Origin of the sequence: Paenibacillus hemerocallicola, from assembly GCF_006265175.1 — a bacterium.
In the GTDB taxonomy this organism is placed as follows: domain Bacteria; phylum Bacillota; class Bacilli; order Paenibacillales; family NBRC-103111; genus Paenibacillus_AB; species Paenibacillus_AB hemerocallicola.
On sequence record NZ_VDCQ01000048.1, the window covers coordinates 26,786 to 46,968 of the forward strand.

At 54.2% G+C, this 20,183-nt stretch carries 19 protein-coding genes; 14 read left to right on the forward strand and 5 right to left on the reverse strand.

All coding sequences use genetic code 11. The features are described 5' to 3' along the window. The first annotated feature begins 19 nt into the window (after positions 1 to 19). Positions 20 to 1,342 (forward strand): ABC transporter substrate-binding protein, encoded by a 1,323-nt coding sequence (locus FE784_RS27195; protein ID WP_176706546.1) that lies wholly within the window; start codon positions 20 to 22, stop codon positions 1,340 to 1,342. 574 nt (positions 1,343 to 1,916) lie between these two features. Then, on the forward strand, positions 1,917 to 3,989 hold the full coding sequence (locus FE784_RS27200; protein ID WP_139605404.1) for a thioredoxin domain-containing protein: 2,073 nt from the start codon (positions 1,917 to 1,919) through the stop codon (positions 3,987 to 3,989). 81 nt (positions 3,990 to 4,070) lie between these two features. On the opposite strand, the gene FE784_RS27205 is transcribed toward FE784_RS27200, so the two are convergent. Continuing rightward, on the reverse strand, positions 4,071 to 4,550 hold the full coding sequence (locus FE784_RS27205; protein WP_176706547.1) for a GNAT family N-acetyltransferase: 480 nt from the start codon (positions 4,548 to 4,550) through the stop codon (positions 4,071 to 4,073). 223 nt (positions 4,551 to 4,773) lie between these two features. Continuing rightward, positions 4,774 to 6,687, reverse strand: coding sequence for a glycosyl hydrolase family 18 protein (locus tag FE784_RS27210; protein WP_139605406.1), 1,914 nt, complete (start codon positions 6,685 to 6,687; stop codon positions 4,774 to 4,776). Positions 6,688 to 6,887: 200 nt separating this feature from the next. Between FE784_RS27210 and FE784_RS27215 the strand changes: the two genes are divergently transcribed. Both FE784_RS27215 and FE784_RS27220 read left to right on the forward strand, forming a co-directional pair. Next, a complete protein-coding gene (locus FE784_RS27215; protein WP_139605407.1) occupies positions 6,888 to 8,111 on the forward strand; it encodes a purple acid phosphatase family protein in 1,224 nt (407 codons plus the stop codon). Between the two features lie 99 nt (positions 8,112 to 8,210). Then, on the forward strand, positions 8,211 to 9,326 hold the full coding sequence (locus FE784_RS27220; RefSeq protein ID WP_139605408.1) for a Gfo/Idh/MocA family protein: 1,116 nt from the start codon (positions 8,211 to 8,213) through the stop codon (positions 9,324 to 9,326). A gap of 85 nt (positions 9,327 to 9,411) precedes the next feature. Here the strand turns inward: FE784_RS27220 and FE784_RS27225 are convergent, their stop codons facing one another. Beyond that, positions 9,412 to 9,690 carry a YxcD family protein gene (locus FE784_RS27225; protein ID WP_139605409.1) on the reverse strand — a complete coding sequence of 93 codons (279 nt, stop codon included), beginning with the start codon at positions 9,688 to 9,690 and terminating at the stop codon, positions 9,412 to 9,414. Beyond that, the gene (locus FE784_RS27230; RefSeq protein WP_139605410.1) at positions 9,687 to 10,106 is read right to left on the reverse strand and encodes a DUF1190 domain-containing protein; all 420 of its coding nucleotides are present in this window, start codon (positions 10,104 to 10,106) and stop codon (positions 9,687 to 9,689) included. Before FE784_RS27230 ends, FE784_RS27225 begins: the two co-directional genes overlap by 4 nt. A 212-nt stretch (positions 10,107 to 10,318) precedes the next feature. On the opposite strand from FE784_RS27230, the gene FE784_RS27235 reads away from it, so the two are divergent. From FE784_RS27235 to FE784_RS27245, 3 genes are read left to right on the forward strand one after another with little or no spacing between them, the layout of a single operon-like run. Continuing rightward, positions 10,319 to 10,855 carry a DUF309 domain-containing protein gene (locus FE784_RS27235; protein WP_246132202.1) on the forward strand — a complete coding sequence of 179 codons (537 nt, stop codon included), beginning with the start codon at positions 10,319 to 10,321 and terminating at the stop codon, positions 10,853 to 10,855. Positions 10,856 to 10,861: 6 nt separating this feature from the next. Further along, positions 10,862 to 11,449, forward strand: coding sequence for an HD domain-containing protein (locus tag FE784_RS27240; RefSeq protein WP_246132203.1), 588 nt, complete (start codon positions 10,862 to 10,864; stop codon positions 11,447 to 11,449). 52 nt (positions 11,450 to 11,501) lie between these two features. Beyond that, entirely contained in the window at positions 11,502 to 12,068 is a 567-nt protein-coding gene (locus FE784_RS27245) for a beta-class carbonic anhydrase (RefSeq protein WP_246132204.1), read from the forward strand. Positions 12,069 to 12,130: 62 nt separating this feature from the next. Here the strand turns inward: FE784_RS27245 and FE784_RS27250 are convergent, their stop codons facing one another. Continuing rightward, complete coding sequence (locus FE784_RS27250) at positions 12,131 to 12,472, reverse strand: iron-sulfur cluster biosynthesis family protein (RefSeq protein WP_139605412.1); 342 nt, start codon at positions 12,470 to 12,472, stop codon at positions 12,131 to 12,133. Between the two features lie 133 nt (positions 12,473 to 12,605). Between FE784_RS27250 and FE784_RS27255 the strand changes: the two genes are divergently transcribed. The 7 genes from FE784_RS27255 to FE784_RS27285 all read left to right on the forward strand — a co-directional run bounded on the left by FE784_RS27255 (position 12,606) and on the right by FE784_RS27285 (position 20,158). After that, positions 12,606 to 14,123, forward strand: a complete 1,518-nt coding sequence (locus FE784_RS27255; protein WP_139605413.1) for a carboxypeptidase M32 — start codon at positions 12,606 to 12,608, stop codon at positions 14,121 to 14,123. A 168-nt stretch (positions 14,124 to 14,291) separates the two neighbouring features. After that, entirely contained in the window at positions 14,292 to 15,248 is a 957-nt protein-coding gene (locus FE784_RS27260) for an ABC transporter substrate-binding protein (protein ID WP_246132208.1), read from the forward strand. Between the two features lie 22 nt (positions 15,249 to 15,270). Beyond that, the gene (locus tag FE784_RS27265) at positions 15,271 to 16,062 is read left to right on the forward strand and encodes an ABC transporter ATP-binding protein (RefSeq protein WP_139605443.1); all 792 of its coding nucleotides are present in this window, start codon (positions 15,271 to 15,273) and stop codon (positions 16,060 to 16,062) included. Further along, entirely contained in the window at positions 16,052 to 16,891 is an 840-nt protein-coding gene (locus tag FE784_RS27270; protein ID WP_139605414.1) for an ABC transporter permease, read from the forward strand. Before FE784_RS27265 ends, FE784_RS27270 begins: the two co-directional genes overlap by 11 nt. A 156-nt stretch (positions 16,892 to 17,047) precedes the next feature. Beyond that, the gene (locus FE784_RS27275; RefSeq protein WP_246132205.1) at positions 17,048 to 18,049 is read left to right on the forward strand and encodes an aromatic acid exporter family protein; all 1,002 of its coding nucleotides are present in this window, start codon (positions 17,048 to 17,050) and stop codon (positions 18,047 to 18,049) included. An 82-nt stretch (positions 18,050 to 18,131) separates the two neighbouring features. Next, positions 18,132 to 18,698: an outer spore coat protein CotE gene (locus FE784_RS27280; RefSeq protein ID WP_139605415.1), complete on the forward strand. Its 567-nt coding sequence runs from the start codon at positions 18,132 to 18,134 to the stop codon at positions 18,696 to 18,698. A 125-nt stretch (positions 18,699 to 18,823) separates the two neighbouring features. Beyond that, complete coding sequence (locus FE784_RS27285; protein ID WP_139605416.1) at positions 18,824 to 20,158, forward strand: putative amidoligase domain-containing protein; 1,335 nt, start codon at positions 18,824 to 18,826, stop codon at positions 20,156 to 20,158. Positions 20,159 to 20,183: the final 25 nt, after the last annotated feature.

A 20,183-nucleotide genomic window follows, 5' to 3' on the forward strand; every position in this document is an offset into this window, starting at 1 on the left:
CCAATCAGGGGGTATTTGTTTGAAACATCGTCTGAAAATCGGCTTTATAGGTTTGACGGTTTTTGTAATTTCCTTTTTGACAGCATGCAGCGGAAATGGAAGCGGAACGGGGAACAACGGCGATGGAAGCGTTACGAAAACAACCCCCGCAGAACCGTCAGAAGTCATTTTTTATACGAATAATGGAACGACAGAGGAGCTGTTCAATAGTAGCTTCGGAGACGCCTTGCGCAAGAAATTTCCGAACTATACGATCAAGTTCATCGGGCGCGTAGGCCAGTCGAACAACATGCCTGAAATGGTCGCTACGAATACCCGTTTTGATATTTATTACAGTTCAATCGGCAACTTCGAGAATAACATGTTCCCTTACAACATCCAGTACGACATGACCGATCTGATTAAAAAGCACAAGGTCGATCTCACCCGCTTTGAACCGGCCATTATCGACGGTATCGTAAAGTCGTCCGGCGGAAAGCTATACGCACTCCCGGTTTTTACCGACACCCTGGTCTTGTATTATAACAAAAGTCTGTTCAACAAGTTTAACGTCCCGTATCCGAAAGACGGCATGTCATGGGATGAAATACTCGAACTGGCCCGCAAGCTTACGCAAGTCGATGGCGGCATCAAATATACGGGACTTACCTTTATCCCTGTCTATACGTTCTTTATGAATCCGCTTTCCATTCCCGCCGTGGAGGAGGCTACCGGGAAGCCGACCATTAATACGGACGCGCGCTGGGAAACGTTCTTCCAAACCCTCGCTATCAATCCGACGGAGATTTCCGGCATCAGGGACTATTATGCAAATATGAAGAGCATTCTGGAGATCATCGACGGCTTCCAAAAAACGGAGACGATTGCCATGGTGCCGTATGTCGCCGGCTGGGCGAACTCCATGCCCGACAATATGGATTGGGATATGGTGACCCTGCCGTCCTTCAAGGGGCAGACCGGAATTAGCGCACAGCCATACTCCTATTACTTCGGTATAACGAACATGGCGAAAGATAAAGATGCGGCGATGGAAGTATTGAACTATCTGGTGTCCGACGAAATGCAGACCACACTTGCCAAGCGAGGCTCTCTGCCGGTCATCAAAAGTACCGATGTGAGAAATACGTTGGGCAAAGACAGCAAGTACAAGGACAAACACTGGCAAGCGGCGTTCGCCAACAAATTTGCGCCGGTGCCGTACAAGGGCATTTACGAGGTGCCGGTCCTTGCGATATACGCCGATTACGCGACAAAGGTCATGCGAGGGGATATGGACGTAAACACCGCCCGGCGTTTGGCCGAAGAAGCCGCGATCAAGACGCTTGCAGAATTGAAAAAGTAAAGATATCAATCGACTGTCCATATCGAGGATGGATGGACAAATCAGGGGAGGGATCGGGAAAATAATTACTACTGAAACACGAGAACGCGTGCGGCAGCGTGCGCGATTCCGCCGAATACGCTGCATTGGTTTCAGGGCGGAAGGAAGGAGCGGTTGTCTCGGAATTTTCAACCCATGCTGATGGGGGATAACAACATATACTCGGTAAGAGTCCGCGTAAATCGCGGACTTTTTAATATACCAGAATCTTTAAGTTCTTTACCGTACCGTGGTACGTCGTCCAAAGCTAATATGAATACAAGGGAGAATTTAGATTAGTCTTTCGAAAAACATCAATGGGAAGGAGTACAAAAGCCTGGCAAGGAAATTCTAAGTAAGGATAGGATTGAAGATATTGACAGGCATTGAAAGGCATTGGACACGGACGACCATTTCTGCCCACAATACCTTAGTCTCGATTAAGAAGCCTTCAAATCCCTCTGCTCTCACAGGAGGGTTTTTCCTTTTTACATAGCCTATGCTAAACTGAACCCATCAACATCAAAATATCCCAAAACCAAGGAGGTGATGCCCCATGACAACTCAAAGAGTACCCAATAGATTAGCCGACGAAAAGTCGCCGTACTTGCTCCAACACGCCAACAACCCGGTCGACTGGTACCCTTGGTCCGTAGAAGCTTTCGAAGTCGCCAAACGCGATAATAAGCCCATCTTCTTATCCATCGGCTATTCCACCTGCCATTGGTGCCATGTAATGGAACGAGAATCATTCGAAGACGAAGAAGTCGCAGCGATTTTGAACGAGCATTTCGTCTCGATCAAGGTCGACCGGGAGGAACGGCCCGACGTCGATCATTTGTATATGTCCGTCTGTCAGGCGATGACCGGGCAGGGCGGGTGGCCGCTTACGGTCATGATGACGCCGGAGAAGAAGCCGTTTTTTGCCGGGACGTATTTTCCGAAAAATCGCAAGTACGGGCGATACGGGCTGACGGATTTGCTGCCGCAGCTCGCGGAGAAATGGCAGGAGGACCGGACCAAGGTGGAGGAGATCGGCGAGCAGATCGTCGAAGAGACGAAGAGCCGCATGCTCTCCAACCTGGAGGGAGAGCTGTCCGAGCAGTCGCTCGATCGGGCGTATCGGCAATATGCGGAGCTGTTCGACGAGACGTACGGCGGGTTCGGTTCGGCTCCGAAGTTTCCGACGGCGCACAATGTGTCTTTGCTGCTCCGCTACTACAAGCGGACGGGCAAGGCGCAAGCGCTGGAGATGGCGGAGAAGACGCTGGATGCGATGTTCCGGGGCGGGATGTATGACCATATCGGCTTCGGCTTCGCCAGATACTCGACGGATGAGCGGTGGCTCGTGCCCCATTTCGAGAAAATGCTGTACGATAACGCGCTTCTCGCGATCGCTTATCTGGAAGCGTATCAGCTGACGGACAAGCCGCGGTATGCGGAAGTGGCGGAGCAAATCTTTACATACGTGCTGCGGGATATGACCGATCCGGAGGGCGCCTTCTATTCGGCAGAGGATGCCGATTCGGAAGGGCATGAGGGGAAGTTTTACGTCTGGGAGCCGGATGAAGTGCTGGAGGTGCTCGGCGCCAGCGACGGCGATTTGTTCTGCGATTTGTACGATATTACCGCCGAAGGCAATTTCGAAGGACACAGTATCCCGAATCTGATCGGGCAAGTGGAGGAGACGTTTGCGAAACGGAAAGGCATGGCGGTATCCGAGCTTCGCATGAAGATCGAAGCGTGCCGGGCCAAGCTGTTCGCCTTCCGGGAGGAGCGTGTCCATCCGCATAAGGACGACAAAATTTTGACGGCGTGGAACGGACTGATGATTGCGGCTCTGGCCAAGGGCGCAAAGGTGCTCGGCAACCCGGCTTACGCCGACGCGGCTGCCAAAGCGGAGGCGTTTCTGTGGAGCAAGCTGCGGCGCGAGGACGGGCGTCTGCTGGCCCGGTACCGCGACGGGGAAGCGGCTTACTCCGGTTATGTCGACGACTATGCGTATACGATCTGGGGGCATATCGAGCTGTACGAGGCGACGTTCGATCCGGCGTATTTGCGGAAGGCGACGGGGCTGGCCCGGGATCTGATCCGTCTGTTCTGGGACGACGAGAAGGGCGGGCTGTTCTTCTACGGACATGACGCGGAGCAGTTGTTGACGCGAATGAAAGAAATTTATGACGGGGCCATGCCTTCGGGCAATTCCGTCGCGGCCTACAATCTGCAGCGGCTGTCCAAGTACGTGTACGATGCGGGAATTTCGCAAAAAGCCGACGAGCTGCTGAAAGCATTCGCCGGGGCGGCGGAACGGTATCCGAGCGGTCATGCGATGCTGTTCACGGCTTTGGACTTCGCCGTTTCGTCTCCGATGGAGATCGTCATTGCCGGCGATCGTTCGAAGCCGGAGACGAAGCAAATGCTCGAATCGGTACGCCACCGTTTTCTGCCCAATGCCGTCGTCATTTTCGTGCCGAACGGGGAGGAAGGCGAGCTCGTCCGACAGACGATTCCGCTCGTCCAGGACAAAGTATCGCTCGGCGGGCGTACGACCGCCTACGTTTGCGAGCATTTCTCCTGCCAGGCTCCGACCGACGATCCGGAAGAGCTGGAGGAGCTGCTTGACCGGTAAGACTGGCCGCTTGGCGGTAAAAACAAAAACGCGTTCCGTCGTCATGACGGAGCGCGTTTCCTTTTTCCCGTACCCGTTCCTCTACAGCTTCATTTCCATCTGGATGCCCACGATGATCTCATCCCGGCTGTTCTTCATTTTCTTGATGCCGGCGCACGGTGTAAATCCGAGCTTGTCGTAGAAGAGAAGCGCTCTCGGGTTCGTATGATGGCACACGAGCAGAAGACGCGGGACGTTCAACTCGGTCCGGGCTTTCTCGATCATCGCGGCGATCAGAAAAGAAGCCGCGCCCTTGCCCCGATGCTGCGGAGCCACGATGACGTTGCCGAGATGACAATGCTTTCCTTCCTCGTAGCCGTAAAAGTTCGCAAATCCAGCCACATCTCCGTTATCTTCGGTCACGACTGTCGGACACCAGCGCTTGCTCGCGTTTTCTTCCAGCTTGGCTGCCGCAAGCGGATAGGCGGCCGACGGAAACATGAAGAACAACTCCTCTTCGGTTTGGGGAAACGTGGAAATCGTTTCGTAGTCGTCATGTCGGGCAGGCCTGCAAACGTACATGGGCATCACTCCTAATGGACTTTGGGATTGTATTCATTATACAGCCTCAGCCGGCCGATATTGCGCCAATAATCGAACCGGAATAGGACAAAAAAGGGAGAGCTATCAAGCAAGAAGATAAAGTCCCTGAACGTATTCGAAATGGCAACGCGGCTCGAACGGTCGACTCACTCAAAAGCAATCGGCGGGCCTATAAGGCACCGCCGTTTCAGTCATGCAGCCGTCATTTTTTCGGCAAAATGGAGTTCCACACTTCCGTCGTCTCGTAGCCGAGCCTCCAGGCCGCGACGCCGGCCAGATCGTACTTTTTGGCGATGTCGATTCGCGCCTGGACCGTTTTCTCGTCCTCCAGCCAGAACACGTAGTTGTAACCGTCCTCCGCGTATTCGACCTTATACTGCTGGAACTGCGGGTCCCAAACGGAGACCGCCTTCTTGGTCTCGATCAGAGCGGGCAAATCCTTCATATAGATCGCGCGGTTGCTCACGAGCGCGCCCGTCGTTCCGTCGATTTTCCATTCCCTTACGTAATAGGGGATGCCCATCAGCAGCTTGTCCCGCGGTATGCCGTATTCGAGAAACTCCTTGACGCCTTCCTCGGACCATTGGAGTCCGGATACGGAGCCCGGCGTGCCGCTGCCGGAATAATGCTGGTCATACGTCATCGTGATGATATAATCGACGATCCCGGCGAGCTTCTCATGATCGAACGCAGTCAGGTGATTCCACTTGACGCTTCCCCTGGGCAGGTCTATGGAGATGATCAAACCTTTATTATGCGCAGCCGTCGTCAGCGATTGGATAAAGGCCGTAAATGCGGCGCGATCCTTGGCCGATAAGTTCTCGAAGTCGATATTGATTCCTTCCACGCCCAAATCGGCGGCTTTGTTCACGAGCGCGCTTATGAACGTTTGCTGGGCCGTAGGGTTGGCAAGAAACTGCGTCGTCAAGGCGGAATCGAATTGATTGCTGACGAGCGGGTGTACTTGGTACCCTTGGCTTTTCAGCCAAACCATCGACTCTTTGTTCGACGTATCCTTCAAGTTGCCGCTGGCATCGGCGAGCTGGAACCAGGTCGGGGAATCGATATCCAGACCGACCGTCGTCTGAACCTGCTTCTTGATCGTCTCGGCCGCGGAGGAGCCGTTCCAGCCCCAGTACAGCAGCTTCCGGAAATTGCTCCAAATGCGCGAGCCGTGGTAAGAGCGGATCGATATGTATTTGTACCATTCCGCGTATTGCAGCGATTCCTGGATCGTTTTGAATTCGGCTACTTTGTTGTTGTTCTGGAATACTTGATAATAAGGGAAATTATTCCATATTTCCTTGCCGTCCAGCTTGATCTTGATATGCAAAAACCATTGGGCATAGTAAATGGCATCGTCCAGGCTGGCGAATTCGTTGATCAGATTGTCGTCCTGGTACACCTTGTATTTGTTCGAGTTGGCATAAACGACTTTACCGCCGTCCGTCGAGTCGACGACAACGGAGTTGGACCAATTCACCGCTTCATTGATAGCGTCTTCCAAATAGGCGAACGTCCACTCGTCCTTCGTCGTGCCGTTCTGCTTGACCTGGTATATTTTCGGGCCTTGGCGAAGCTGCTGCTTCTCGGCCTGGGCCAAATTGTCCCATACCCATTTGTTCGTGTTCAGGTCGATGACATGGGCGCCCAAGTAATATTTCGCCGCCGCCATCGCTTCCTTCAAATCGGTAAATTCCCATTCGTCCAGCGTGATATTGCCTTGGTATAACCGGTAACGGGGGTAATTGTTCCACACCCAGCCCGTCGACTGCATATCGCGGATCGAGGTGTACTTGTAGTAACGCGCTGCTGCTTTCGCTTCATCCAATGTGGCGAATTCCCAGCCGGGGAGCGAAACGTCGAACTGGTACAGCTTGTAGCGGGGATAATTGTTCCACACCCATTTGCGGGTGCTGATTTCTTCCACATAGCTTTCGGAGTACCATCCGGCGAATGTAATCGCTTGCTTCAGGTCGGAAAACTCCGATATGGCCGTCTCATTCTGATAAACCCGATATTTCGTCGTCTTATTCGTCGCGGCCAATACGGTCGCCGGCGCGGTCAGTACCGTCACCGAAACGAGCAGGGCGGCGATCCATCTTCTGCCTCTCATCTCTCAACCTCTTTCTCTAGCAATCTCGCATATGTTCAGACGTTACAAAACGCAAATAGTTGCGAGATTCACCAAAAACACACATGTTGCAAAGCATTCGAGTCCGGATGACAAAATTGACTTGACCCGCACGAAAACGATATGGTTAAAACAGACTCGTTTCATAAGCAAGAAATTTCGCGTCTGCAGGAGTGGTAGCGATGGGACTCAAGGCGTATTTGCTGCTAGCCCTTCTAGTAGTGGTATTGATTGCCATATTGATCGGCGTGGAATTGTTCAAAAACAACGACGAGGCTTCCGTCGAACCGAAATCGTTGGCCATGACCTTCAAGGGCGATCCTCGAACTAGCCGAGCATTTACTTGGTATACGAACAATCCGGATACGGGCGCGGTGCTGCAAATCGCGAAAGGCTCGGACATTCGGTCGTTTGACGGGAAAGAGGTCATGACGTTCGCCGGAAAATCTGCCAAGCTCGATACCGGTAAAAGTGGAAAGCAAGGCGTTCATAAAGCCGAAGCTACGGGACTGGAGCCGGGAACCGAATACTCTTACCGGGTCGGCAACGGAAGCGACAACGGCTGGAGCGAGCCTGCGGTCTTCGCCACGGAGGCGGCGGCTCATGCCGGATTTACGTTTATTAACGTGACGGATTCGCAAGGCGTTACGGCCAAAGATTTCGAGCTGTGGAGCAACACGCTGGACAAGGCGTTTGCAACGTTTCCCGGAGCGGAATTTATCGTACATAACGGCGATTTGACAGAAAATCCGGAGGACGAGCAAGCATGGGACGCCTTCTTCGGCAAAGCGCGGAAATGGCTGACGCGTCTCCCGTTAATGCCGGTTACGGGCAACCATGACGAGGCGGACGGCAAGGCGGATCGGTTCGTCTCCCATTTCAACGTTTCCGCCAACGGGGCGGAAGGTTCGATTCCCGGTACGAGCTATTCGTTCGACTATGGCGATGTCCATTTCGTCGTTATGAATACGGAATCCAATATGAAAGCTCAGACGAAGTGGCTGCAAACCGATCTTGCGGGTACGGACAAGCCTTGGAAAATCGTGGCGCTTCATCGCGGGCCTTATGCGGGGAATATGTATGAGAAAGTACAGGACTGGGTATCCGTATTCGACGAATTCGGCGTAGACCTCGTCCTGCAAGGACACAATCACGAATATTCCCGGTCCTTTCCGCTGCGGGGAGGCCGGAAGGCAGGCGAAGGAGAAGGGGCCGTCTACGTCGTAACGAATACGTCCGGGCAGAAGTTCAATAAGAAGAAGGACGACTTGTTCTACCACAAGGTGCATTTCCAGAACGGGCGGCAAATGTTCGCGGGCATTACGATCGAAGGGAAGACGCTGACCTACCAAGCGTATGATGTCGCGGGGAACATGCTGGATGAGTTTGCAATACGGCATCGGTAGCCCCGATCCATTTCCAAATCATGGGCAAGTCCGCGGAAACGTGATATTCTATTCCTGAATGCTTAGTCGTTTTTCTAAGTAGCTGGAGGTGGGAATTCTATGAAGCCGGTTAAGTTGGGAATGGTAGGAAGCGGGAATGTGAGCAACCGGTATTTCGAGCAGGCGGGCCGGTTGGACGGAGTTCAGTTTGTGGCGACGTGCTCGAGGCATATCGAGAATGCCGAGAGCAAAGCGAAGGCATACGACGTCCCGCGATGGTACGACAATTACGAGACGATGATGGACCAAGAGGAGCTCGATGCCGTCGTCGTCACGACTCCACACTCGGTTCACGCCGAGGTTGCCTTGGCCGCTCTGAACAGAGGACTGCATGTGTTGAACGAGAAGCCTATGGCGACGAGCTTCGAGGATTGTCGGCAAATGGTGGAAGCGGCGGAGAGGAACAAAGTCATTTTCATGAGCTTGCCTTATGATTTGAATCCGGCCATCGTAACCGCACTGGAATATTTAACCGATGAGACGATCGGCAAAATTACGGGGGCGGACGTTCAGCTTAACATTCCGGGCCCGCCGAGAGACAATTGGTATTACGATAAGGCCGTCTCCCATGGCGGCGCCATACTCGATTGCATGGTATACCCGATCAGCAGGCTCATAACGTTGCTCGGTCCGGCGACCAGCGTGACGGCGGAAGTCAATACGCTAATTCCGAACCGGATCGTAGGCGGCGGAAAACGCATCCGCAGCGATGTCGACGATAACGCGACGGCTATCGTGGAGTTCGCGCAAGGGCAGCATGCGGTCGTACGGACGTTGTGGGGAACTTCTTTCCGGCAAAACAATACTATCATTTACGGTCGCAAAGGAACGATAGCGCTGCATGACGGCGGGTTTCCGCTCGTGATCCATTCGCCGGAAAGGCCGATCCCCGACGCCGAGCAAGTTTCATGGCGCGGCATCCAGGAATGCTATGCTCCCAAGCTTCGGGACTCGGACTTGTCGGAGAAAGATATGATGAGCCATTTCATCCATAGCGTTCGCTCGGGACAGCAGCCGAAGCAATCCGCGCGTCAGCAGCTGCATGTTCATGAAATCATGTTCGGCGCCTACAGGTCGGCGGAGTCGGGGCAGCGCTACACGCTGTCTACGACATTCGAGCCTTTCCATGCGATGGCCGGTCCGGAAATGTTCGACACGAAGAGCGACTACATCTGAATCTAATAAGCGAACAAAAAGAACGTTCCGAGCGCTCGGAACGTTCTTCGCGGCTTCAAGAGCCGTCTCTCGATTCTGTTGTACGCTACTCTTTCACGATGCAGAACATTTCGTCCTCGACATCTAGCTCCAACTGGCTGCGGAACACGCGGCGATTGTAATGGTTCAGGATGAACCTCTCGATGGCCTCCAGCATGTTCGCTTCGACGATATATTGCGAGCGGCCGTCTATGGTGACCTCGGCGGAAAATCCGAGATTTTCTTCCCATTCCAATTGGACGCTAACCTGGCTCGGGTTAAGCCCTTTGCGCTCAGCCATATGCTCGCAAATGGCGTTGATGATTTCCTGTTGGCTCAGCGTCATTCTTGGAAGCTCTTCTTCTGTTTATTCCGGTCGCGGAAGTAAACGTAAACGAAGCGAATGACCATAATGAGCGCGAAGATCGCTACAATGTTGATGAGCAATCCCAGAATGTTGCCAAGGAAGCCCATTCCTCCGAACATTCCGCCGAAGAGCATTCCGGCCAATCCGCCGATCATCAAGCCCTTCATGAAGCCGCCGCCGCTGAAAAAGCCGGGTTTCGACGCGGTTGCCGGCGTAGTCGGATTCGTCGACGTTTTGCCGGGATCGGTCTTCGATACGTTGTCGGCAGGTTTCGTCGGCGAGTAGGATTTGTTGCCGGACTTGAAGCTGCTTTTCGGTTTTGCGTCCGCGTACTGTGGTGCGCTGAATGCAACGACGACGAAGCATGCCATCAGAACCAGCATCCATTTTTTCATTTCGGTACCCTCCTGTAACGTAAATGCTATTTTGCCTAGCAGTATGTACTACGAATAGCGTGGGCATCGGTTTCATTTTTAATCCTATTTTTTAAAAATATTTTTGGAATAGTTGAACGGCCCTGCAAGAATGAAACGTCCTGCGAGGCAGAGGAAAACGTGATATAATGAAGAGATGCACAAGTCATACAGCCAAGGGGGCGGCGAATCGCATGTATCCCGACGCATACGTCGATTATTTGGTACATTTTCATGGGGACCGCGATTGGTTCGAATGCCACGAGCTATTGGAGGAATACTGGAAACAGAATCCGGCGGATCCGAAAAGCAAAACATGGGTCGGTCTCATACAGGTAGCCGTCTCGCTCTATCACCATAGACGCGGCAACCGCGCCGGCGCGCTGAAAATGATCGCGGCCTCGCTGCGCAATATGAACGACGATCACCTGGCCGAGCTGGGCATCGATCATGCGGATTTTCGACGTGCGGTAGAGCGAAGGCTGGAGGAGCTGTCGGCCAATGGACCGGCGCCGTTTTCCGATTTGGATATCCCTCTCTCGGACATGGAGCTGATCGGGCAGTGCAACTCCAAGTGCGTAGAAAGAGGAATGGTCTGGAAACGGCCGAGCGACCCGGGCAATCGTTTCATTATGAATAAGCATACGCTTCGCGATCGGACCGATGTAATCGAGGCACGCAGCCGGGAAGCGGAACGGAAACGGGAACATAATAAGAAAGCGCGAGGGTGAGCGGACTTGAAATCGCGATTGGAGCAGCAAATCGAGTTTATTTTGGAAATGGACAAATTAAAACATATTTTCCGCAAAAGCCGGTTAATCCGCAGCGAACGTTTCGAGAACGACGCCGAGCATACATGGCATCTGGCCGTCATGGCCATGCTGCTGGCCGAGCATGCCAACGAGCCGGATTTGAATATGCTTAAGGTGTTCAAGATGCTGCTGATCCACGATGTGGTCGAGATCGATGCGGGCGACACGTTCGCGTACGACGACAAAGGGCTGGAAGGCAAATACGAGCGCGAGCTGGCGGCGGCAAACCGGCTGTTCGGTATTCTGCCGGAGGACCAGCGCGACGAATGCATGCAGCTGTGGGAAGAGTTCGAAGCGCGCGACACGGGGGAAGCGAAATTTGCGGTAGCGGTAGATCGGCTGCAGCCGCTGCTCATCAACGTACAGAACGAAGGCCAATCCTGGAAGGAACACGGCATTACGAGCGATCGGGTATTGGAGCGGAACCGCCATATCGGAGAAGGCTCGACGGCATTATGGCAATATGCGGAAGCATTGATAGGCAAGGCGGTTGAACAAGGTATTTTGAAATAAGGCGCTTATGCACCCGGACAGGATGCAGCAAACATACGGGAGGGAACAGCACGTGCAACAACGACTATTGGATGAGATTATCGGATTTAACCGATCGTTCGTGGAGCAAAGCAAATTCGAGCCCTATTTGACTTCCAAATTTCCGGATAAAAAATTCGTCATTCTTACTTGCATGGACACTCGGTTGATCGAACTGCTGCCGGCCAGCATGAATATCAAGAACGGCGACGTCAAGATGATCAAGTCTGCGGGCGGCGTCGTCTCTACGGCGTTCGGCGGAATTATGCGCAGTATTATCGTGGCGATTTACGAGCTGGGCGCGGAGGAAGTGCTCGTGATCGGCCATCACGATTGCGGAATGAGCAACATTAATCCGCATCAGATAAAGTCGAAGTTTCTGGAGCGGGGAATCCCCGAGGATACGTTGCAAATATTGGAAAATTCCGGTCTGCATATCGAGCATTGGCTGAGAGGCTTCAGCGATGTGACCGAAGCGATCAAGAGCAGCGTAAGCTTGATCCGCCACCATCCGCTCGTTCCGAAAATTCCGATTCACGGGCTCGTCATCGATCCGAAGACGGGCAAGCTCGACGTTGTGGATGAAGGCTACCGCAACTGATCAGACTATAGAAAACGAAAGGGCCTCCGAAGGGAAGAGGCCCTTTTGTCCGTTCAAGAAGGTTATTTCGCCGAGCTCCGGCGATCGATCACGCGCATGGACGGATTGTACGTTTGCTGGCTGCTCTTCAATACGAGCGATTGCTGGCCCGGCCTGCGGTCCACCGTCAGCTTGTCTTCGAAGAACAGCTCCTGCTTCGGATCGTAAAATACGGTAAACAGGTTGCTGCGGGCAAGCTGGTCGTCCTCTTCCGGATTGTCCATAATCCATAGGGCGGCTACGCCGTTCACCGCGCATCCGCAGCCTTCGGTATCGTAAGCGAGCTTGATCGCGCCCGCGGCCCTGGCCACGAAATGCCGCTCGCGGATATAAGCGGACGCTTCTTCGGTAAACATAATGTACATCTCGTTCACTCCCGGCTATCTTCATCGTTTGTTTACCCATTCTACCATAATTCGGAGACAATGTTGATTCGCCTTTCTTTTCCAAGTATGATGAAACCATCCGTTTACATAGGTGAAGGAGGACGAATCGAGTATGAGCGAATCGCTTGCAGCGCAGCTGGAGTCTTTTCGGAGCTATGTCAAAAAAATGAAAAGCTACGGGGAAGCGCTGGACGTCATGTATTGGGATCTGCGCACCGGGGCTCCGCGAAAAGGCATGGAAGCCCGCTCCGAGGTGATCGGAGAGCTGTCCTCGGAAATGTTCAAAATGTCCGTTTCCGACGAAATGGGGCGTTACCTCGAGTCGTTGTCGGAGCCCGGCACGTTCGAGCGGCTGGATGAAGTAAACCGGAGGCTCGTCGAGGAGTGCAAGAAGGAGTACGACCGCAGCAAAAAAATACCGCCGGACAAATATAAAGACTATGTAGTGCTTACGTCGCAAGCCGAATCGGTATGGGAGGACGCGAAGCACCAATCTGATTTCGCCATGTTTCAGCCGTATTTGGAAAAAATCGTGGCCGCCAATCTCGAATTTATCGAGCTATGGGGCTACGAGGGGCACCGTTACAATACGCTGCTCGACATGTACGAGCCGGGGATGACGGTGGAGAAGCTCGACAAGCTGTTCGCGGATGTCCGGGAGCAGCTCGTGCCGCTTGTATCGGCGATTCAGCAGTCGAACAACGTTCCGGATACGTCCTTTTTGAAGCAATCGTTCGACGTCGCCGAGCAGAAGAAATTCAGCAAGTTCATCTTGAGCGAGCTCGGCTACGATTTCGAGGCGGGCCGGCTCGACGAGAGCGTGCATCCTTTCGCGACGGGCTTGAATCCCGGGGATGTGCGGATCACGACGCGTTATTTGCCGGAAGACGTCACGAGCGCGCTGTTCGGAACGATCCATGAATGCGGCCACGCCCTTTATGAGCAGAATATATCCAAAGAGCTGATCGGTACGCCGCTGTGCACGGGCACGTCGATGGGGATTCACGAATCGCAGTCGCGGTTCTGGGAAAACATGATCGGCCGCAGCCGCCCGTTCTGGCACCGTTATTATCCGAAGCTGCAGGAGCTTTATCCGGACCGGCTGGGGAATGTGCCGGTGGAGACGTTCTATAAGGCGATCAACACTGTCCAGCCCTCGCTGATCCGGATCGAGGCGGATGAGCTGACCTACAACTTGCATATTATGATCCGTTACGAGATCGAAAAAGCTTTGTTCGACGGTTCGCTCAGCGTCGCCGATCTGCCGGCGTACTGGAACGCGAAGTACAAGGAGTATTTGGGCGTAGAGCCTCCGAACGACGGCGAGGGCGTTTTGCAGGACGTCCACTGGTCCGGCGGGGCTTTCGGCTATTTCCCTTCTTATTCGCTTGGCAACATGTATTCGGCTCAGTTCCGCCGTACGATCGAGAAGGAGCTGGGCGATTTGGACGACTTGACGGCGAACGGACGTTTTGCCGAATTGAAGGATTGGCTCGTCGAACGGATTTATCGCTACGGCAAGCTCCAAACCCCGCACGAAATCGTGACGCGGGTTACGGGCGAGCCGTTGAATCCGCAATATTTGATCGAATATTTGAGAACGAAGTATGGGGAAATATACGGTCTGTAATATGAAGCACCGCTCGGCAGAGGGCCATACGTCCTCTGCTTTTTTGCGCTTCGATTAACCGGTACTTGGGCAATTGCATACGATAGCAGCAAAGAGAAAAGGGAGGACTTATCCATGGGTAAAACGATGAAGTCCTTGCTGATCGCGATAATCGCTATCGTGCCGGTCATGCTCGGCGCTTGCTCCGGCGCAGCCAAAGACCAGACCAAGATCCGAATCGGGGAAGTAACCCGTTCGATCTTCTATGCTCCCCAGTATGTTGCGATCAGCCAAGGTTTTTTCAAGGAGGAAGGGCTCGATATCGAGCTGACGACGACGGCCGGGGGCGACAAGACGATGACCGCACTGCTCTCGAACGGCATCGACGTCGCGCTGGTCGGCTCGGAAACGTCGATTTACGTCAATCAGCAAGGCTCCGACGATCCGGTAGTCAATTTCGCGCAGGTGACCCAGACGGACGGCACATTCCTCGTATCCCGCAAGAAGATCGACAGCTTCAATTGGTCGATGCTGAAGGGAAGCACGTTTCTGGGCCAACGGAAGGGCGGCATGCCGCAAATGGCCGGCGAATTTACGCTGAAGAAAAAAGGAATCGATCCGCAGAAAGATTTGAAGCTGATCCAAAACGTCGACTTCGCCAACATTCCGGCCGCGTTCTCGTCCGGCACCGGCGACTACGTGCAAATGTTCGAACCTCAAGCGACCGTGATCGAGAAGGAAGGCAGAGGCTACGTGATCGCTTCGTTCGGCGTGGAAAGCGGCAACTTGCCATATACCGTATTCATGTCCAAGAAAAGCTTCATCGAACGCAATCCGAAAACGATCCAAAAATTTACGAACGCGGTCTATAAGGCGCAGCGGTGGGTAGCCGAGAAGTCGGTCGACCAGATTACCGAAGCCGTCATGCCCTTCTTCGCCGATACGGATAAAGAGATCGTAAAGGCGGTCGTAAAGCGATACAAAGACCAGCAGTCGTTCGCGACGGATCCGATCGTGGACGAAAAGGAATGGAACAATTTGCAGGACGTCATGGAAGCGGCGGGAGAGCTGAAGCAGCGGGCCGATCATAAGAAGCTCGTAGACAACACGTTCGCCCAGAAAGCGATCGAAGCGGCCAAAAAATAAGAAAGAAAGGTCGGTGGAGGACGTGAAACCGGCAGTCGGCATTCGAGACTTGACTCATGTGTACGTGTCCGGCAAAGGCGCCTTCGTGGCGCTGGAACGGGTCGGCTTCACGTTGGAAGCCGGCGAGTTCGTCAGTTTGGTCGGCCCGAGCGGCTGCGGCAAGACGACGATTTTGTCGATTATCGCGGGGCTGATCGAACCGACGGAAGGAAATGTGGAAATCGGCGGGAGGCCAGTAGTGGGCCCTTCTCACAAAGTCGGCTACATGCTGCAGCACGATTATTTGTTTCCATGGCGCACCATTCTCGCGAATAGCTTGATCGGCCTGGAGCTGCACGGCAAAGTGACGGGCGAGCAGCGGAAGGAAGCGGTTCGCTTGCTCGCGGAGATGGGGCTCGAAGACGTGGCCGGCAAATATCCGGGCCAGCTGTCGGGCGGAATGCGCCAAAGAGTGGCGCTTGTAAGAACGCTTGTTACGTCGCCGGACATTTTGCTGCTCGACGAGCCTTTCTCGGCGCTCGATTACCAGACGAAGCTCGTACTCGAACAGCTCGTATCGGAAACGCTCAAAGCGAGGCGGAAGTCGGCCGTTCTGGTCACCCATGACATTACGGAAGCGATTGCGATGAGCGACAAAGTGATCGTCATGGATCGAGGTCCCGGCAGAGTGAGACGGGAGCTCGCGGTTCCCGAGCCGATTCGCGAGGCCAGTCCGATGAAGGCGCGGGAAATGCCGGGGTTTCATGCGCTGTTTAACGAAATATGGGGAGAGCTGGAGGAAATGGAAGCGAGGAGGGGCGGTCATGACGATTGAGCCCAAGCCGAAGGAACATGGCGGCGGTCGGCCGACCGGACTGCCGGAACGCGTACTGCGCGAGCACCGCAGAAGCAAACGCCGAATGACCATATCGGTCCTCGTCACGCAATTCGCTCTTCTCTTCGCCTTTCTATCACTGTGGGAAGCGGCCGGACGCAACAAATGGATCGACGTTCTGCTGTTCAGCTATCCGAGCAAAATCGTCGCGCTTCTTGCCGACAAAATAGCGGACGGCTCGTTGATGCCCCACGTATGGGCGACCGTTATGGAAACGGGGGCGGGATTTCTACTCGGCACGTTGCTGGGAACCGCGCTGGCCACCTTGATCTGGTGGTCTCCGTTTTTGGCCCGCGTGCTCGATCCGTTTATCGTTGTGGCCAACAGCATGCCGAAGGTGGCGCTAGGTCCGCTGTTTATCGTCGGGCTCGGTCCCAACGTGATGTCGATCATTGCGACGACATTGGCGGTTACCGTCATTATTACGACGCTTGTCGTCTATACGAGCTTCAAAGAAGTCGACGCCAACTACATTAAAGTGATCCGCATGTTCGGCGGAACGAGAACCCAGTCGTTCCGAAAAGTGATCTTGCCCGCGTCGATGCCGGCGATCGTATCCACGCTCAAGGTCAACGTCGGGCTTGCTTGGGTCGGGGTCATCGTAGGCGAATTTCTCGTCTCGAAGCAGGGGCTCGGCTATTTGATCATTTACGGCTTCCAGGTATTCAATTTCACCCTCGTCCTCGGGAGTCTCGTCATGATCGCGATTGTCGCGACCGTCATGTACCAGATCGTCGCTTATGTGGAAAGAAGGCTGCAGCGGAGCTAGCACAGCCGGAGATTGCCTCGTCGTTGAGAAAGTAATCCACTTTCTCAACAGCCTGAGCTTTGCCGGATAATAGAATGACGGTACGTTTGCATAAGGTGAAGGAGATCGGGCCGTGGTCATAGCCGGCGGCCGTTTCCTTCGGGCGGAGGACAAGCTTTGCGGATTGTAATACCGGAGGCGTTCGATTACGATAGAAGAAAAAAATGGGGGACGCTTATGGGGATTCGTACCGTAAAAACCGCGATTGCGGCCGTTGCGGCCGTTTATTTGGCCATGCTGCTATCGCTGGAATACCCGATGTCGGCCGGCCTGCTCGCCATTCTGGGCGTCGAATCGACGATTCGCAAAGGAATCGCCACTTCCTTGGTACGGATCGGAGCATCCGTAATGGGTTTGGCGATCGCGACGCTTATGCTGATGCTGTTCGGCTTTCATCTGGCCGTTCTGGCCGCCTTCATCCTGATCGCGATACCGGTGCTGCTCAAGCTTCGCCTGCAAAACGGACTGGCGACCTGCTGCGTCGCCGTATTCCACATTTTCTCGATCGGAACGGCTACGATTCCTATCGTCTTGAACGAGATCGGGCTGCTGCTCATCGGGCTGGGAACGGCGACGATTGTAAACGTGGTGTACATGCCCGATCTGGAACGGAAGCTGAAGCGGGAGAGAGATCGCGTGGAGGAGCTGTTCTCGGTCATATTCGTGCAAATCGCCCGCAGTCTGAGAGATGTCGATTATGCCTGGAGCGGAAGCGAAGTGCTCGAGGCGCACGAGGCGATCGCACGGGGGGAGCAGGAGGCAGTGAAAGCGGCGGAGAACCGGCTTTTTTCCGGCAACTCTTATTGGAATGTATATTTTCGTATGCGCGCCGGGCAGCTGGAGTCTATCCAGGATATGATCCATATCGTGGCCCAGGTGTACAGCAACCTGCCGCACGGACAACTGGTGGCGGAGCTGTTCGATGCGCTCAGCGTCGACGTCAAGAGCGAGACGTACACCGGGAACGTGGAGAAGCGGCTCGAGGATTTGGAGGAGGGCTTCAAAAATATGCCGCTGCCGACAAGCCGCGAGGAATTCGAGGTGCGCTCGGCCATTTTGCAAATGTGCCATGAGCTAAAATATTATTTGAATATCGCGAAAAGAGAAAAGAAGCAATAGAATTCTAAAAAAATGTTGTCACTCTAGACGAATGTCCTGCATACACTTTAATTGAATGATTGTCATGGAGGAGGTTTGCAGGATGTCGACTACACATAGAGATACGCAGTGCAGAGAAATCATCACCAAAGCTGTATGCGGCAAGGGTCGTAAGTTTTCGCAAGTGACGCATACCGTAACTCCGCCACACGCTCCGTCGAGTATTCTTGGCGCCTGGGTTATTAACCACGAATATGAGGCGGTTCAATCGAACGACGGAGTCGAAGTGGTAGGTACTTACGATATCAACATTTGGTATTCTTACGACAAAAACAAGAGCACGGAGGTAGCGAAAGAGACGGTTTCCTATGTAGAACTGATCCCGCTATCGTATCTCGATCCGAAACATAGAGCTTCCACGGTAGAAGTTTCTGCGGTTGCGACGCAGGATCCGAACTGTGTGGAAGCGAATGTTTCGTCCTCCGGCAAAGGAGTCGTAATCCGGGTGGAACGGGAGTTCCAGGTCGAGATGGTCGCCGAGACGAAGGTGTGCGTGCTCGTATGCAGCGGGGGCTGTGACGATCTCGACAAGGAAGTGGATTTCGACGGCGGCGACGAGAGCGACTTCGAGGATCTCGATCCCGATCTGCTCGACGACGAGGTGGATTAATACTTACTGTATACTATGTCGGAGAATACATTTCGCCAGGGGGCATTCGCCCTCTTTTTTGTACATATTGAAATTTTATCGGTACGGGGTTGCTTTGCAGATAATGGTTGGAAAGGGGTGGCCGGATGGACGTCTTGTATACGGAAGCCCAATTGGCCGGGCTGAACGCCGGAGATCCGGCGTCGGCCGTGGTCCGCGATCCGTCGCGGGTATTCGCCGTCGGCCGTCTGCTGGGATATTCGGACGTAGAAGAAACCGGAACGGAAAGGGCCATTACCCATCGTTACCGGTTTCTCTTGTTTCATCTGGAGACGCTGTCCGTGTATCGGTCGGCCGCGAATGCCGTATATGCGGCGAACGGCGCGAGAATAGGAACGTTGTATTCCGTCGGAGGCTACGGACCGGCCGAGGAAGCGCAGTGGGAACGCGTGGACCAGGGTGCTCTCGTGGATGCGAAGCTGCAGCTTGCCGAGAAAGCGGCAGCTCGCGTCTTGTATTTGACGGGGCTCGATTTCGGGATGGCGGATATCGGAATCGGGTCTGACGATCGGCCGATCGTCTTGAAGCTCGAGCCTTTTCCTTCTCTGGATGCGCCGCAGGCGGGACGATTCGCCGCAGCGTTGGAGCGGTATCGCGAGAATGCGAATGCGGAAGCAGAATATCTGGAACCGGCCACTTTGGGAGCGGATCCGGAATTTCTGCTGATGAACGCCGACGGCAAAGTCGTTCAAGCTTCGGCCTTCTTGCCGAGGCGGGGACGCGCCGGCTGCGATCTCTTGCGGATCGGTGGCAAGGTAATGTATCCGCTTGCCGAGCTGCGTCCGGAACCGAGCTCCGATCCGAGACGGCTCGTCACCAATGTACGGCGCGCTCTGCTGTCGGCTGCCGAGCTTATTCCCGAGACGCCGGGGATGAAGTGGCTGGCCGGAGGCATGCCCGCCAAAGGCTTCGCGCTGGGCGGACATATCCATATGAGCGGGGTGGGACTGAACGTAAGGTTGCTGAGAGCATTGGACAATTATTTGGCTTTGCCGCTTATTTTGATCGAAGACGAATCTTCTCGCGCAAGGCGTCCCCGATACGGAGTTCCCGGGGATTACCGCCGGCAGCCGCACGGCGGCTTCGAATACCGCACGCTGCCCAGCTGGCTCGTCTCGCCCCGCGTCGCCAAGGGCGTACTTGCTCTTGCCTCCGTCATTACGACGCGTTATCGGCAGCTCCGCCATAGGCCGCTTGACCGTCCGGACGTGCTGCGACGGTATTTCACCGGCAATAAGCTTGCTTTGGCCGGGACCGTTATGCCGATGTTGGATCAAATCCGCCGTATGCCCGAATACGGGCAGTACGAATCGATGCTGTCCCCGCTTCTGACGATGATGGAGGAAGGGCAAAGCTGGGATGAGCGCAAAGATATTCGCGCCGGATGGAAAATTGCTCCCCCTGCCGCACAACCGAGGTGAGCGGCCCGTTTTATGTTATACTGAT